We start from the raw sequence: 16,539 nt of genomic DNA, 5'->3' as shown, positions 1-16,539 counted from the left end.
TTAGGATAATAAAGTCTTCATTTTTTCGGCGAGTTTATTCTCGTCTTGAAACGTTTCTAATTCCTCTTCATGAGCTAGAGATACTTGGCCTGTTTCTTCACTTACAATAACCGCTATAGCATTTGTCCTTTCAGTAATACCTAGAGCTGCTCTATGTCTAAGGCCAAATCTACTAGGTATTTGTTTACTATTGCTTACCGGTAAAATGGCTCTAGTGGCAGTGATTTTATTATCCTCTACAATCACAGCGCCATCATGTAAGGGACTGTTTTTATAAAAGATACTACGTAGTATTGGAGCATTGACAAGAATGTCCATATTGTCTCCTGTGTTTTTTGCAAAATCCATAGAAACGTCCCGTTTAATAGCGATAAGCGCGCCTGTTTTGGTTTTACTTAATGTAAAACAGGCGCTTACAATTTCATCTACAACATGATGTTGTGCTGTCGAATCTTCTCTAAAAAACTTCAATTGGCGTAGCAACTTTTTTCTACTAGTGAAGTTTGTTGTTCCTATCATCAATAAGAAACGCCTGATTTCTTGTTGAAAAACTACAACTAGGGCAATAAAACCAGCACCTACAAAGGCACCTAGTGTTAACCCTAAAAGCTTCATTTCAAGAGTAACCGTGATTTGATAAATCACCAAAAAGATAATGATCCCGATGAAGATATTAATCGCAGCAGTTCCTTTAACTAACCGGTATATGTAGTAAACCAAAAAGGCAAATAATACAATATCAATTAAATCTACAATTCTAAAATCAGGTAGGCCCATAAGTTGTAAAAATAGAAATTAATTTTCTTGCAGTTCTTCAAATAGTTTAATGCATTCCATGGCAGGCGCCACATCATGTACTCTCAAAATTTTAGCACCTTGTTGTAAACAAATCATGTGTAGGGCAGTAGTTCCATTTAACGCTTTGTCCGAGGTTGTATCCAATGTTTTATATATCATTGACTTTCTTGAAACTCCTGCTAGAATAGGAACTTGGTGCGCTTGCAATAAACTCATGTTTTTAAGCAAAGTGAAATTTTGCTCTCTAGTTTTAGCAAAACCAAAACCAGCGTCAATTACTATATCATTGATTCCTAGCGCGCGTGCTGCAGCGATTCTATCAGAAAAATAATAATTTATCTCATGAATGAGGTCATCATATTCAGTAAGAGTTTTCATAGTTTGTGGTGTGCCGCGCATGTGCATCATAACATAAGGTACTTGTGCTTCTGCTACCACGGGTAGTATGGATTGGTCAATAAGTCCTGCGCTTATATCATTGACTAGGCTTGCGCCGTGTTGTAGGGCCTTTTTAATCACGCTTCCGCGAAAGCTGTCACAACTCAACCCTTTAATGTTAAAGCTTTTTGCAACAAGTTCGATGACAGGAATAACTCTTCTAATCTCTTCTTGCTCACTAATATCAGTCCCATCAGGTCTAGAACTGTAACCACCTATATCAATGAAAGTGGCTCCTTCATCGAGCATGCGTTCCACTTGGGTGAGTACATCTTTATCAGACTTGAGCTTACCACCATCATAAAACGAGTCTGGAGTAACGTTTACAATACCCATGGTATGAGCTTTTGAAAGATTGATTAGTGTGCCAGCACAATTGATAGTCGACATGAAATAGGGTTATGTGAAAAAATGAAACTAAATTTACACCAAATTTAAACCTTTATGTCAGATACAAGTAAGCAATACGATGTCGTTATCGCACAATGTCGCGAGTTGTTTTCTAATAAAATGAAAGATTATGGAGCTGCGTGGCGCATTCTCAGGCTTCCATCGCTTACTGATCAAATTTTTATCAAAGCGCAACGTATAAGAGGTTTACAAACATTAACCGAATCAAAAATTGACGAAGGTCAAGAAAGTGAGTTTATTGGAATTATCAATTATTCATTAATGGCGCTCGTACAATTAGACAAAGGTGTAGTGGATCAACCAGATTTAAATCTGGAACAGGCACTAGAGCTTTACGACCATCATGCTTCAATTACTAAACAATTAATGATGGATAAAAATCACGATTATGGTGAGGCATGGCGTGATATGAGAGTAAGCTCGCTTACCGACCTCATACTGCAAAAACTGTTACGAGTAAAGCAAATTGAGGATAATGAAGGTAAAACCCTTGTTTCTGAAGGTCTGGATGCAAATTATCAAGATATGATCAATTATTCTGTGTTTGCTATGATACATTTAGGAGACTCATAATACATGAATTTCTCATCAAAAATATTAGAAGAGGCTGTTAACCAAGTGTCTCAATTACCTGGAATAGGTAAGAGAACAGCATTGCGTTTAGTCCTGCACTTAATGCGACAGCCAGAACAACAGACCGATGCGCTCGCTCAATCCTTATTGAGTATGCGCAACGACCTCAAATTTTGCAAAAAGTGTCACAATGTAAGTGACAACGACCTTTGTGAAATTTGTATTAGTCATAATCGTGATCAAAACTTAGTTTGCGTGGTAGAAGATATACGCGACGTAATGGCCATAGAAAACACTAGTCAGTATAAGGGTTTATATCATGTTTTAGGTGGGAAAATAAGTCCCATGGATGGTGTAGGACCACAAGATCTTAATATTCCTAGCTTGATTAACCGTGTAAAGGAAGAAGGAATACAGGAGCTTATTTTTGCGCTTAGTCCTACTATTGAAGGAGATACTACTAATTTTTATATCTACAAACAACTGTCAGATCTAGAGGTGAATACATCAACCATCGCACGTGGTATCGCAGTAGGAGACGAGTTAGAATTTGCCGATGAGGTTACCCTAGGTCGCAGTATATTGCATCGAGTGCCCTATGAAAACTCTATGAAAAGCTAGATGGAGTTAAGTGTAGTAATTCTCAATTATAATGCAGCACCGTTCTTACGCTTATGTTTGGATAGTGTCATTAGAGCTACACAAAAAATTTCTAGTGAGATTATAGTCGCTGATAACTGTTCTACTGACGATAGTGTTCAACTGGTTAGAGAAAAATATCCGCAGGTAACCTTATTGCCTTTTGGCTCAAACTATGGTTTTTCCAAAGGAAATAATCTAGCCGTTAAACAAGCTCGTGGTACTTACTTATGTATTCTCAATCCCGATACCATAGTTGGTGAAAATGTGTTTTTGAATTGTCTCGCTTTCGCGAAAGCGAACTCATATTTAGGATTTGTAGGGACCCAACTCATTGATGGATCAGGCACCTTTTTACCAGAAAGCAAAAGGCATTTACCTACTCCAAAAGTTGCAAGAGCAAAATTTTTAGGCCACGACGACAAGTATTATTTCAATGATATTGATAAAGATTCAAGAGGTCCTGTTGAGATCCTGGTAGGAGCCTTTATGTTTTGTAGGAAGAAAGTTTACCAAGATTTAGGAGGATTTGATGAACGATATTTTATGTATGGCGAGGATATAGATCTGTCATACACCGCATTAATCAATAATTTGCAAAATTATTATTTAGGTGACGCTCTCGTTGTTCATTTTAAAGGTGAGAGTACTGTAAAGGATAAAAAATACCTAAAGCGCTTTTACGGCGCGATGGAATTGTTTTACGACAAATATTTCAAACGCAATTTACTTGAAAAGCTGGTTGTTAAAATAGCAGTAAAAGTTTTATCCATTAAGCCTATAAAAAATACTCAGCCTAATCCAAAAATTAAGAAAAAGATTCTGGTGACAAATCAGGTTAATAAAGGGTTGCCTAGTTTTGATGAGGTGTGTTCTATGGATACATTGCCTGCGACTTCTTGTAGCAATACTGCGTTATATTGGGACATTAATTCCCTTTTAATAGAAGATGTCCTTCACTATATGAAAGATAACCCTAGGTCATTCTTGTATAGATTTTTAAGTTTGGATAGGAGTACAGCGGTAGGAAGTGACGACAAAAACAGTCAAGGAAAAATAGAAATATTTTAAAATTAATCTTGATTTATTGAGAATATCGTAATTGATACTTATCGAATTCTTAATTTGTTGTGAATACACTAAACGCTCTATTTAATTGCTTACTTTTGTAAACTAATTGAAAACGTTATAGTAGCTGTAAAATCATGGCAACATTTGAATTAAAATTACCTAAAATGGGAGAATCGGTAGCAGAAGCTACCATAACCACATGGCTTAAAAATGTAGGTGACACCATAGAAATGGATGAACCTGTACTAGAAATAGCTACCGACAAGGTAGATAGTGAAGTGCCTAGTGAGGTAGATGGTGTTCTTAAAGAAATCCTATTTCAAGTAGATGATGTAGTTCAAGTAGGACAAACTATTGCGATTATAGAAACTGACGGAGATTCAGCTACAGACGCTGCATCATCCTCCAGTAACGATTCTACGCCGGCCGAGGCAACTGTACAACCTGTTGAGGCTGTAAAAGCCGCTACAGCACAAGTTGATAAAGGAATGGCTACTGCTGGTAAGGTGGATAACGACTACGCAAACAGCGATTCTTTTTACTCTCCGCTTGTTAAGAATATTGCCAAAGAGGAGAACATTTCACTAGAAGAATTAGAGGCGATTAATGGGACAGGAAAAGATGGACGCGTTACTAAAAACGATATCCTAGCTTACGTAGAAGATAAAAAAGCTGGTAAAACAGCTCCAGCACCTGCAGCAGCTACAACAGCTGCAGCTTCAAAACCTGCTGCTGCTCCAGTTAAGGCTGCTCCAGTATCAGTCAATGGAGAAGATGAGATCATTGAAATGAGTAGAATGGGTAAACTAATCTCTCATCACATGATAGCTAGCGTGCAAACTAGTGCACACGTACAAAGTTTTATAGAGGCAGATGTAACCACAATATGGAACTGGCGTAAAAAGAATAAGGATGCTTTCAAAGCTAGAGAAGGCGAGAATTTAACCTTTACACCAATCTTTATGGAAGCTGTAGCAACAGCTCTTAAGGAATTTCCAATGATGAACATATCAGTTGATGGTGATAAAATAATAAAAAGGAAGAACGTTAACCTAGGTATGGCAGCTGCTTTACCAGATGGAAACCTTATTGTTCCGGTAATCAAAAATGCAGACCAACTTAATTTGGTCGGAATGGCAAAATCGGTTAACGATCTTGCAAATAGAGCTAGAAATGGTAAATTAAAACCAGACGATACACAAGGTGGTACCTATACGGTGACCAATGTTGGTACCTTTGGTTCTGTACTAGGAACACCAATCATTAACCAACCACAAGTTGGTATTCTAGCACTAGGTGCGATTAGAAAAGTGCCAGCAGTAATAGAAACTCCAGATGGTGATTTTATAGGTATAAGAATGAAAATGTTCTTGTCTCACAGTTATGACCATAGAGTAGTAAATGGAGCTCTAGGTGGACAGTTTGTTCAACGAGTGGCGCAGCTACTAGAAAGTTTTGATCCTAATAGAACTATTTAAATACTTGAAAATTATAGTTAAACTAAAAAAACCACCTAAGTATTTAGGTGGTTTTTTATTAAATTGCTACGTATGATTAAATATTTTTTTCTCCTATTAGCCTTTTTAATTATCAACTCACACACAAGCATTCACGATTTAAGAACTTTGTATCTGTTTACTATGCCTAATACTGATGCACAACCGGGTGATTATTATAAAGATATTCATAATGATCAAGATAAATTTGTTGGAACTTGGGTATATGAAGATAGCTACAGAAAGGTAGAAATATCTATTAATCAACGAGAACGTGAAGGTTTTGGTTGGAAGACTAAGTGCTTTGTAGATTTATTACAACTCGAATATAAATATTATGAAAATGGTGTGCTGGTTAAAGAATCTGATCCTCGATTTAGGATAGGAGATGATGCCTTCCAGCAAATAGTTTTTACCAAAGTTAATTTAAATCAAGAGATCCATTTAAATGGGCAGTCTGTGGGAGCAGACCTTGGTTATAGTGTTGTATACGGAAGGTATGATGAGTATTTCGGTGAGTTGTGTGAACATCCAGGTTTCAAACAGTTTTCACTTAAGTATGAAACCACAACAAATAACGTTAATGGTACAACCACCGTAGGATCTATTCATTATAAGAGATTTGGTAGAAGTATTAAACAAAATGCTTTTGGTCGTGGTTGTGAGTATGATTTTGTGCTACCAGAAGAAATGACTTTAATAAAGCAATCTTAATATTAACCATGTACTATAATTCAAACCACCTAAGTATTTAGGTGGTTTTTTATTTAATCATCTTGATAAAACCCTTATAGAAAGATTTATTTTTGCAACATGGAAAAAGACTTGTATTTGCCGCAGATAGAATTTTTTAAAGGAGCACGAGTACTTCACTATTTTGAGTTTGTTGAACCTCAGGAATACAAAGATCCAGAGTTTTTTACCGTAAAAGAAGTTCATGCTTTGGTCATATGTGACTATGAAGGTGAAGAAACCATGCTGTTCTACCTAGACGATGGTCTAGAAGTGAATGTAGAGTTTGAATTTATGATTCCTTCACAAGCTAAAGAACAAGCCAAAGCAGATTTTTCAGGTATCGATATACAGTGGAAAAATAAATAATCTATCCTTCGAGTAAGTTGATTAAACTCTATCAATTCATTATCAGTTTTTTTTAATCAACGTATCTTATTAATAACCTAGTGTCTTTCAATTATATGTAAAAAGAGCATGGTTGTTTATTACATCATTATTTATAGAGATGCTCAAATTGTCTAGCTATTTTTACCGCATCGTGATAGTGAATGACGTGTTTTCTAGCTTCTTTACCTAGTTCAATTATGGTGCTGGGATTTTCTATAAGTTCGCTCAGTTTATCTACAATATCCATCACATCTGGCGTTGCGTCGATAACAGGAATTTTATCAATGTTATGAAATTTAAAATAAGGTTCACCTGCACCTGCAAAAACAACTTTGCCTCGTAACATGGCTTGCAAGGCGTTGTATCCTTGGTCATAGCATAGTACTTGATCCAGTAAAACATGTGCTTTTTTATAGCTGGTAATGTAATCGGTATAGGGTAAATCTTCAGCTATGGTAATATTCACTTTACTCTTGTATTTCTCTTTTACAATCTCTAGAGCTTTCTCAAAATAATTGATACCTTTTTTCCAGTAATTACCGCGATTAATACCCATAAATATTTCAATCACACTAAGATCGTGGTTTATCTCGTCTGGGATATTTTCAACGACTACAGGAGCAGCTATGATACTAGTTGCCTTATTTTGATCAGTGAGTGCCATGGCATAGTCCGTATTACTGGGAACGATATTCACACAACGCTTCATCAATTTGTTATAATTATCGCGATATCCTTTACCCAAATATTTGTAGGTGTGATCAAGAACTGCTTTTCCTTCTGGAGCATTTTCGGCTGCCTTAAGAATTGAATAGTCTTTATGTTGGTTTACTAGGTAGCTGCTGTATTCACAATCATCACCACAGGCAATTAAAAAGACCTTACTGTTGTTTTCCAGTAATCGTTGCATCATTTGCCATTCTATGTTGGGTGCACAACCTAATGCGTTTGAATTAATGAATTGAATTATATCAAAATTTGCTAGTTTTTTTTCGCTTTCGCGAAAGCGAGCTAATCTCAAATAGTCTTCTAGATTGTTACCAGTAAGTTTCCACCACGCTACTTTTATCTTTTCTCTAAACCAATTGCGCCTAAAATAATCGCTACCTAAGTCGACGTCTACGGGAAATTTTTTAAACCCATCACCATCACCAGCAATAACAACCTCGTGACCTAGAGATTGTAAACCGTGTTTAAGGGCATTGTGGTAACCGCTGTACTCGCCTATGAGTAAGATGCGCATAAAAAACTATCTTTGAGGTAAAGATAACACGCTTGAATAGATACACCATTGATGATTTAGAGATTCTCATTGCGACTATGAATCGCGGTGATCTTAGTTTTTTGGAACGTATTTTTTCAAAGCCAATAAGTGAAATTACTGAGAATATCATTATTGTCAATCAAGGTACGGTAGTTTTGGACAGTGAATACTCCAATATACAAGTAATCAATGATGCGCAATTAGGATTATCTCGCAGTAGGAATATAGCAATTCAAAATGCAAGTAAACCCTTGTGTTGGATTCTAGATGATGATGTACAGCTATTGCCAGGCGCAATTGAATCAGTCATTGAGTCGCATAACACAAACAATACAGCTATAATAACTTTTAAAACAAGGAGTGATGATAATGAGCCGTATTATACGCTGGGTGATGTTAGTAAACAGCATGATAGGAAAAGTATAAGAAAAGTGCTTTCTCCAGAAATTACTTTCAAGCATAAAGAGATTATCAATAAATTGAGTTATGATGAAAGATTTGGTCTAGGAAGTACGTTTGAAGATTCAGAGAATTATATATTCTTAAAAGAGGCTCTAGATAAAGGTGTCTCGTTGATGTCTGATCCCAAGTTCGTTGTTAAGCATCCTAAAACAACAAGTAGTGACATGGTTGTCACAGATAGGGTTATAAAGGCAAGAGGTGCTTTAGCCGCGTTTGATAATCGACCGGTTAAATTAATGGCATTGAAATATATGTTTTTCTTACTACGTAAGGGATATGTTGTTAATTTGCCTGTGTTACTCAAAAAGTATCAGGTGTTTGTTCAAGGAGCCAATGCCTATCTTAAATCATCCAAGTAATGAAGTTAGAAATATTAGACATACCAAAAATAACCGACCCTAGAGGAAATCTTGCGGTAATTGAAAAAGACTCTATTCCTTATAAAATAAATAGGGTTTATTACTTGTATGATGTTCCTAGTGATTCATACCGCGGTGGACACGCGCATAAAGAATGTTTGGAATTGTTGATTGCAGTAAGTGGTAGCTTTACTGTTACTTTATTTGATGGTAAAACTACTCAAGAGGTTGTTTTAAACAAACCAGATAAAGGACTTTTAATTCCTACCATGATGTGGCGAGAACTTAAAGATTTTTCGAGTGGTTCTATGTGCCTAGTGCTTGCCTCGCATGAGTATAGTGAGTCAGATTACATAAGAGTAAAAAAAGACTTCGTCAAAGCTGTTACAGGTGATAGCTAGTTATATGAATACTAGTCTTTTCTTGTTTTAAATTGATGTAAGTAGTAAAGTAATTTACCAGGTAAATTTAGTAGAAATAATTGCTTTACGGTAAGCGAGTTTTTATCAATTTTCTTTTTGATCTCTTCAAAGGAATCAGATTGCCCATACATTTTGTGTTCTATAGCAATGCGCCAAAGATTGGTTTGAATAAAAGCATGCAAGGGTAAGTTATTACTATCATCTAAATGGATGAATTCTGGGTGCTTTCTGTCTTTTATTGCAATAGACGAGCTTCCTGATAAGGTTCTGTCTATGTGAACTGTAACCGAGGTGTTAAAGCCAATTTTATAGAGTTTTCCTAGACGAATAAATAATTCTGTATCCTCACCATGAGTGAGCTGTGTATTGTAGTTACCTGTTTTCTCAAAAACTTCAACATTACAGGCAAAGCTAGAACTACTCAAAGGAAAACTTTTAAATGAGTAAGTAAACAAATCCTCTAGAATTTGTGTTGTTTCTACGGGTTTTGAAAAAACATTTGATTTTATATAGTTGTTAAAGTGAGTGATATAATTACTCGCGACAACTTGAATGTCTTTGTACTGTTTAAAAAGCTGATCCAGAAGTTCCAAATGATTGTTTTCCCAGTAATCATCTGCATCTAAAAAGGCGATATACTGGTGTTCATGATCAACAGCATAGTTAATAGCGATATTTCTTGCATTGCTTACACCTTTATTAATTGTAGTTACGATATTGATTCGTGAATCAGAGAAACGTTCTTCAACTATCGCAATACTATTATCGGTGCTACCATCATTGACTATCAACAAGTCAAATTCTGTTAGACTTTGGGATAATACACTTTTTAAACACCTTTCTATCGTGCTTGATTTGTTATAAAGTGGTATTGCAACTATCCAATTCATGCTTTTATTGACTTTATAAAATGGTATAATTTTAAAATGTCAAAAAACCTAAGATTAGGATTTTTTCCTAGAATATTTTGTTCTAATCTAGGTTTAAAAAATGTAACCACGCTTGTGAAAACGCTGCTTAGACCTAATGAGTTTATCCGTTCATAAAGAGTTATTACCGGTCTAGATGCTCCATCCAGTTGACCATTTTTATATTGTAAAGCGGTGTTTTTAATTCCTTCAATGGACTTATTATAAAAAACTCTGTTTTCTTCTAAGCCTAAATGTATAATGCGAGTGGACGCATGATTGATTTTAATTTGCTCTTCTTTAAATCGTTTGGCGAGCCAGATATCTAGTCCATAACCCTTAGGTACATTTTTAGAAATGTCTAAGAACTGCTTTTTTTGAATAATGAAACAAGCAGAAACGAAGTATTTATAGATCTCATTATTATTACTAGGTTTACGTTGTTCTCTTGAAATACCATATTTCCATCTTAAAGAATGGTTGGGATTATTAAGGGTCTCTTGGTAAGTTACCGTAGCGTATACTAATTCAAATTCATCAAGATGAACGAGGAACGAGCTTGTGAAATTAATAGTTGGTATTTGTATATCTGCATCAATAAATAAAATCCAATCGGTAGTGGCAGCTTCTGCTATTTTTCTGCGGCTTTCTACGTCACCTAAATTTTGAATACCGTTTAAACAGGTTACTAGTTTGTGTGAGCTCACATTTATAGGAATAGTAGATGCATCGTTATAAATGATAATTTCATGAATAACATTGCTGTAATAACGTACTAATTGATCAATTAATCTATTAGGATCATCATTGAAGGTTGGTATTCCTATGGTGATTTTCAATATTAAACCGCTTTTTGAACCACTTCAAATATTTCCCCATTGTCACATTTTAATGTCTTTGAGGGATATTTTAGAATAAGTGCATAATCATGCGTGGCCATGAGAATAGTATTACCATTTTTATTTATGGTTTGTAGAACTTCCATCACCTCAACACTTGTTTGTGGATCTAGATTACCGGTTGGCTCGTCAGCAATGATAAGTTCGGGATCATTAAGCAAAGCTCTGGCTATAGCCACTCGTTGTTGTTCTCCGCCGCTTATTTCATAAGGGTATTTAAAACCTTTGGTTTTCATACCTACTTTATTAAGAACCTCTTCAATTTTATCGTTCATTGCTTTTTTGTCCTTCCAGCCTGTTGCTTTGAGCACAAATTTTAAATTTTCATTGATGTTGCGATCGGTAAGTAATTTGAAATCTTGAAAAACAACTCCTAGCTTACGACGCAGGTGTGGTATTTCTTTTTCGCGCAAGCGAGCTAAATCAAAATCGACAATAGTACCGGATCCTTTTTTTAAAGGTAGATCACCGTATAAGGTTTTCATTAAGGAGCTTTTACCGCTTCCCGTTTTACCTATTAGGTATACAAATTCTCCTTTTTCAATATTCAAATTGATGTTTTTGAGAATCATAGTGTCTCGTTGAAAAATATCAACTTCATTTAAAGATAAAACAGGGTTTGACATAAAAAACAGTTTCTTACAAAGTTAATCATTGATGTGGAAAACATTATGAATAATTAAACAGTCTTTCCTGCGTTGTATTGTAGTAAGTGTCTAATTTTACCTTACCATAAAAAAGGATTTATGTTAAAGAAAATTGCTATCGCGGCTATTCTAATCATGGGAATCGCCATGCCGTTGCAGGCTCAACAATCTAAAATTTATATTGATGATCTAGCGATGTATAATCAAGCGCTAGATTTATATGACGAGAATCAATACCTAGCAGCACAACGGCTGTTTGAGAAGGTGTCACGCGAGGTAGATGATGAAAGTATACAGTCTAATGCCGCTTATTACATCGCAAATTGCGCAGTCAGACTTAATCAAAAAAATGCAGACCAACTCATAGAGCAGTTTGTGGAGAAATACCCGACTAATCCTAAAAAAAATAACGCCATTATTGATGTGGCCGATTATTACTTTGATAATGGTAACTACAATCGCGCAGCAAAATGGTATACTAGGGTTGATAAAAGCACGCTTTCGCAAAAACAAACGACTAGATACTATTTCAACACAGGATATACTCTCGTACAATCAAAAAAATACGACGAAGCAAAAAAGTATTTAAACAGAGTGAGCGATGATCCTACCTATGGAAGCAAAGCAAAATATTATTTGGGTTACATCGCTTATGAAGGAAATGAACTGCAAGAAGCAAGTGATTTGTTTGATCAAGTTGAAGAGTCACCAGAAGTTGATGAAAAGCTATCTTATTATCAAGCCGATCTTAATTATAAACTAGGAAACTTTGATAAAGCTATTCAACTAGCCCAGGAGCAATTACCCAAATCTAACCGCAAGGAACAATCAGAGCTTAATCGTATTATAGGTCAATCCTTATTCAATCAAGAAAAGTATAACGAGGCATTGCCCTATCTAGAAAAATATGAAGGTACCCGTGGCAAATGGAATAACAACGACTACTATCAATTGGGATACGCTTATTATAAAATGGGCAATTATTCTATGGCTATTGAGACTTTTAATAAAATAGTTGACGGGACTAATGCTACAGCACAAAATGCCTACTATCATTTAGGATTAAGTTATATTAAAGTTGATCGACGCGAGGATGCACTTAATGCTTTTAAAAAAGCAAGTGAAATGAATCTTGATGAAAAAATTACAGAAGATGCTTCTTATAACTATGCAAAACTTAGTTATGAAAACGGGAATCCTTACGATAGTGTGCCATCTGTAATATTAGGTTATTTGGAATCATATCCCGAAAACCAGCATTCTGATGAAATGAATGAGTTTTTAATCGATTCTTATTTCTCTTCAAAAAATTATGCCGAGGCTTTAGACCTTCTAGAAAATGGCAGAATTAAAGGAAATGAAGCGACTTATGCAAAGGTTGCCTTTTACCATGCTATCAACTTATACAATGATTCCAAATATAGCGATGCAGTTAATCAACTAGATAAAACTGTAAAGTATACAAATCAGGGTGAGCTTAAAAAACGTGCTTATTTCTGGAGAGCAGCTTCTTACTATATGGTAAACAATTATCAGGCAGCACTTGATAATTATAAAATGGCAAAGGCATCTTCATCTCGTATTATCGAGGATGATCTTATTGATTACGATTTAGGATACACTTATTTTAAGCTCAAAGAATACGATAATTCGATAACTACATTTACTTCATTTACAAATAAACCAAATGTAGATCAAGTAAGATTGAACGATGCTTACTTAAGAATAGGAGATGCTAATTTTGTGACTAAGAAATACTGGCCAGGAATGGAAGCTTATAACAAGGCTATTTCAATGAATGGAAGAAATGCAGATTATGCCGCATTTCAAAAAGCCATTTCTTATGGATTTGTAGGTAAGCCAGATAGAAAAATTGAAGATCTTAAAACCTTTTTGAATAAATTTAAAAGATCACCTTATAGAGACGATGTGTTGTATGAATTAGGTAATACCTATATCAACAATAATCAGGTTAATAATGGATTACAAACCTATGATCAGTTAATCAGTGAGTTTCCACGTAGTTCATTTACCTCACCAGCGATGATGAGAAAAGGGTTGCAACTTTATAACGATGGTAAATTAGATGCAGCTCTTAGCGTTTTTAAACAAGTAGCAAGTAAATATGCTGGCACACCGCAAGCTGCAGAAGCAATTAGCAGCGCCAGACAAGTTTATATCGATCAAGGTAAAACGGCAGAGTATGCTACCTGGGTAAGAAGTTTAGAAGGTGTTGAAATTACAGATAGTGAACTTGATGATACAGCCTATGAAAGTGCAGAACAGCCTTTCGTGCGAGGTGATATGCAAGGTACCGCTCGTGAAATGAAAAAGTATTTAGATCAGTTTCCTAATGGTAAACATGCCGTTCAAGCTCATTTTTATTTAGCACAGGCACAGTTCTCTTTAGATCAAAAACAAGAAAGTATACCTCATTATGAGTACGTGATTTCTAAAGAACGTAGTCAGTTTACCGAACAAGCATTGGCTCGATTAAGTGAGATTCATTTAAGTGATAACGCTTTCGCGAAAGCGATACCAGTTCTTAAACAATTGGAACAACTAGCAGATTTTCCTCAAAATGTTTCTTATGCAAGGTCTAATTTAATGAGGGCTTTTTACGAAACTGAAGATTATTCACAAGCCATCGTTTATGCAAATCAGGTGTTGAATGATGCAACTGCAGAAACTGCTGTGAAAAACGATGCTCAAATTGTTATCGCTCGTTCTTCATGGAAACAGAACAAGGAATCTGATGCAAGAGCCGCTTATGAAAACGTAAGACAGAATGCGACTGGAAATCTAGCGGCAGAAGCAACTTACTTTAAAGCTTATTTTGAAAATAAAGATGGTAATCACGACGAGGCAATTGCAACGGCAAACAGCCTAAGTAAAAACTATGCTGGATATAAATTGTGGAGTGCCAAAGGCCTGGTTGTTATGGCAAAAAGTTATTACGCCAAAGGTGAGACACTAAACGCTACTACTATTTTAGAAGCTGTCATTAAGAATTTTACTAAGTATCCAGAAGTGGTGGAAGAAGCTCAAAAAGAACTAGATTTTATTAAAACTAAGGAAGCAAAAACAAACTCATCTGTAGTGCCAGCGAGTCAAAATTAAAGTGAGAAACACAGTTATTGAATTGCTTAAAAAATTGAATCATATGAAATTTTATATATCATTTTTAATCTCGACTGTAATACTAGGGACTAGTGTTGCTATAGCTCAAGAAGAAGAGGAAAACCAGCTTAACGGTGGTACCATTACTGTAGTCAAACCTTATGATCCTACCATAAGCGACGCATTTAAGGTGAAAAGCGTTCCTAATGTAAATGATACTACCAAAGTCAAGAAAAAGCCTGTTACCTACAGTATATTCTCTGTGCCAGTAGCTAGTACGTTTACACCTGCTACAGGAAAATTAGATCGTTTAAAACCTAAACGTAAAGAAAAATTTTATCGTAATTATGCTCGCTTAGGTTTAGGTAATTATGTAAATATACTTGGTGAATTTGCAACTAATTTTGAAATTGATAGAGATAGTGATGTAAGTGTGTTTTTTAACCATAATTCTTCTCAAGGTGGTATTGATGAGGTACGACTGGATGATTCGTTTTCTGATACCGGTCTAGACGTATCTTATGGAACTAGATCTAGAGATATGAACTGGAGCATTACTGCTGGCGGTAGGTATCAAACTGCAAACTGGTATGGTGTTTATGATAACGTGCCTACTCAACCAGAAGAAGATCTAGATGTTGCAACTTCTTATTTTAGTTATGGAATAGGAGGACGAGCTAGCTTTTTTGATAGTGTATTTAAGGAAGCTGATGTACAATTGACCGGAGTGAGTTCAGGAAATGATGCGAGTGAATTTAGAGCAAGATTGCGACCACAACTAGGTTTTGATATTATGGATACTGAGGTTGGTCTAGGTGTGGAATTGGATTATTTAAGCAGTTCGTTTGATCAACAAGTTTTTATTCCTGTTGCAACTGATTATGGATTATTCAACGCTGGTTTATACCCTAGTGTCAATTTATACGGTGATAATTACAAGGTAGAACTAGGAGCACGCGTGAACTATGCTACCGATATAGAAAATTCAGAATGTGATATTTATGTATATCCAGACATAACAGCAAGTTATATCCTCGCAGAAGAAACCGTAGTTGCCTTTACCGAGATTGGTGGTGGATTTGACGTAAACTCATTACAACAATTTGCAGATGAAAATGTGTTCATAGCTCCGGCACTTACTATTGCGCCTACAGACAGACAGCTAGATGCAATTGCTGGATTCAAAGGAAAACTAGGAGTATTTGGTTATAAAGTATTTGGAGGTTATAGAATTGAGAAAAATCGTAATTTTTATATTACCGATGACGGTTCACGTTTTACTATTGGTGATTTACAATCTTATGATTACGGGAATGTTTTTTATACTTCCTATGGAGATTTGAATACAGTATTATATGGAGCTTCTTTAGGAGTGACCTTAAATACAGCGCTCGATGTAACTTTAAATGTTACAGGAAGATCTTTTGATGTAAGTGAAGGTGATGCTTTTGAAAATATAGCATCCAATCTGCCAGAACTTACTGCAGATCTAACAGCTAATTATAAAATTGATGAAAAATGGAGTACAGGCCTAACTTTATATTATGTTGGAGAGAGAGATGCCTATAGAATAGGAGTTGGAAAAGAGACCATTGATGGATTTGTTGATTTAAACCTAGACGTCAACTATAAAATCAACCCTAAGTTAACCGCTTTTTTAAGAGGGAATAATCTCACCGGTGGTAACTACCAATACTTTAACGGTTATCCAGTTCAAAATTTACAGGTCTTAGGAGGAATCGTCTATAAGTTTGATTTTTAATTTTCGCTTTCGCGAAAGCGAGTGAGTAATACCCATAAATAAAGCACTGATTTTTTCAGTGCTTTATTTGTTTTAAAACATCAAACAATGTGAATTGAATCGTGGGATATAGCTATTCATTATATGAAACTTTGATAACTCTGTATTA

The 16,539-nt window shown here is 35.5% G+C and carries 16 protein-coding genes; 10 read left to right on the top strand and 6 right to left on the bottom strand.

All coding sequences use genetic code 11. From position 1 onward, the window contains the following. Both cdaA and folP read right to left on the bottom strand, forming a co-directional pair. Positions 1 to 777, bottom strand: a complete 777-nt coding sequence (cdaA, locus tag HCN53_RS06920; protein WP_060523974.1) for a diadenylate cyclase CdaA — start codon at positions 775 to 777, stop codon at positions 1 to 3. A gap of 18 nt (positions 778 to 795) precedes the next feature. Then, positions 796 to 1,626 (bottom strand): dihydropteroate synthase, encoded by an 831-nt coding sequence (gene folP, locus HCN53_RS06915; RefSeq protein ID WP_167342471.1) that lies wholly within the window; start codon positions 1,624 to 1,626, stop codon positions 796 to 798. Between the two features lie 54 nt (positions 1,627 to 1,680). Here folP and HCN53_RS06910 point away from each other — a divergent pair, with 54 nt between their 5' ends. The 6 genes from HCN53_RS06910 (at position 1,681) to HCN53_RS06885 (ending at position 6,527) form a co-directional block, all read left to right on the top strand. After that, a complete protein-coding gene (locus HCN53_RS06910; RefSeq protein ID WP_167342470.1) occupies positions 1,681 to 2,220 on the top strand; it encodes a DUF1599 domain-containing protein in 540 nt (179 codons plus the stop codon). A 3-nt stretch (positions 2,221 to 2,223) separates the two neighbouring features. Then, a complete protein-coding gene (gene recR, locus HCN53_RS06905; RefSeq protein WP_167342469.1) occupies positions 2,224 to 2,841 on the top strand; it encodes a recombination mediator RecR in 618 nt (205 codons plus the stop codon). Further along, entirely contained in the window at positions 2,842 to 3,930 is a 1,089-nt protein-coding gene (locus HCN53_RS06900; protein ID WP_167342468.1) for a glycosyltransferase family 2 protein, read from the top strand. Between the two features lie 134 nt (positions 3,931 to 4,064). Then, a complete protein-coding gene (locus tag HCN53_RS06895) occupies positions 4,065 to 5,408 on the top strand; it encodes a dihydrolipoamide acetyltransferase family protein (protein ID WP_167342467.1) in 1,344 nt (447 codons plus the stop codon). Positions 5,409 to 5,480: 72 nt separating this feature from the next. Then, positions 5,481 to 6,140: a DUF6705 family protein gene (locus HCN53_RS06890; RefSeq protein ID WP_167342466.1), complete on the top strand. Its 660-nt coding sequence runs from the start codon at positions 5,481 to 5,483 to the stop codon at positions 6,138 to 6,140. 99 nt (positions 6,141 to 6,239) lie between these two features. Further along, positions 6,240 to 6,527, top strand: coding sequence for a hypothetical protein (locus tag HCN53_RS06885; RefSeq protein ID WP_042277429.1), 288 nt, complete (start codon positions 6,240 to 6,242; stop codon positions 6,525 to 6,527). Between the two features lie 127 nt (positions 6,528 to 6,654). Here HCN53_RS06885 and HCN53_RS06880 read toward each other — a convergent pair whose 3' ends face one another. After that, complete coding sequence (locus HCN53_RS06880; protein ID WP_167342465.1) at positions 6,655 to 7,791, bottom strand: glycosyltransferase; 1,137 nt, start codon at positions 7,789 to 7,791, stop codon at positions 6,655 to 6,657. Between the two features lie 32 nt (positions 7,792 to 7,823). On the opposite strand from HCN53_RS06880, the gene HCN53_RS06875 reads away from it, so the two are divergent. Then, the gene (locus tag HCN53_RS06875; protein WP_167342464.1) at positions 7,824 to 8,633 is read left to right on the top strand and encodes a glycosyltransferase family 2 protein; all 810 of its coding nucleotides are present in this window, start codon (positions 7,824 to 7,826) and stop codon (positions 8,631 to 8,633) included. Beyond that, positions 8,633 to 9,034, top strand: a complete 402-nt coding sequence (locus tag HCN53_RS06870) for a sugar 3,4-ketoisomerase (protein ID WP_105019572.1) — start codon at positions 8,633 to 8,635, stop codon at positions 9,032 to 9,034. The genes HCN53_RS06875 and HCN53_RS06870 overlap by 1 nt, the downstream gene beginning before the upstream one ends. Positions 9,035 to 9,045: 11 nt before the next feature. Here HCN53_RS06870 and HCN53_RS06865 read toward each other — a convergent pair whose 3' ends face one another. Genes HCN53_RS06865 through HCN53_RS06855 form a run of 3 tightly spaced genes read right to left on the bottom strand, consistent with a single transcriptional unit; the run spans position 9,046 to position 11,488 of the window. Further along, entirely contained in the window at positions 9,046 to 9,945 is a 900-nt protein-coding gene (locus HCN53_RS06865) for a glycosyltransferase family 2 protein (protein WP_167342463.1), read from the bottom strand. Continuing rightward, positions 9,942 to 10,802, bottom strand: a complete 861-nt coding sequence (locus tag HCN53_RS06860) for a glycosyltransferase family 2 protein (RefSeq protein ID WP_167342462.1) — start codon at positions 10,800 to 10,802, stop codon at positions 9,942 to 9,944. Before HCN53_RS06860 ends, HCN53_RS06865 begins: the two co-directional genes overlap by 4 nt. A gap of 2 nt (positions 10,803 to 10,804) precedes the next feature. Next, entirely contained in the window at positions 10,805 to 11,488 is a 684-nt protein-coding gene (locus HCN53_RS06855; RefSeq protein ID WP_042277440.1) for a cell division ATP-binding protein FtsE, read from the bottom strand. Positions 11,489 to 11,608: 120 nt separating this feature from the next. On the opposite strand from HCN53_RS06855, the gene HCN53_RS06850 reads away from it, so the two are divergent. Together HCN53_RS06850 and HCN53_RS06845 are read left to right on the top strand one after the other, a co-directional pair. Continuing rightward, positions 11,609 to 14,629, top strand: a complete 3,021-nt coding sequence (locus HCN53_RS06850; RefSeq protein WP_167342461.1) for a tetratricopeptide repeat protein — start codon at positions 11,609 to 11,611, stop codon at positions 14,627 to 14,629. A gap of 43 nt (positions 14,630 to 14,672) precedes the next feature. Further along, a complete protein-coding gene (locus tag HCN53_RS06845; RefSeq protein WP_167342460.1) occupies positions 14,673 to 16,391 on the top strand; it encodes a TonB-dependent receptor in 1,719 nt (572 codons plus the stop codon). Positions 16,392 to 16,539 lie beyond the last annotated feature (148 nt).

This window comes from Nonlabens sp. SY33080 (assembly GCF_011784885.1).
Lineage (GTDB): Bacteria > Bacteroidota > Bacteroidia > Flavobacteriales > Flavobacteriaceae > Nonlabens > Nonlabens tegetincola.
Note: the sequence above shows the minus strand (reverse complement) of the source record. Positions and strands in the feature narration are given on the sequence as shown.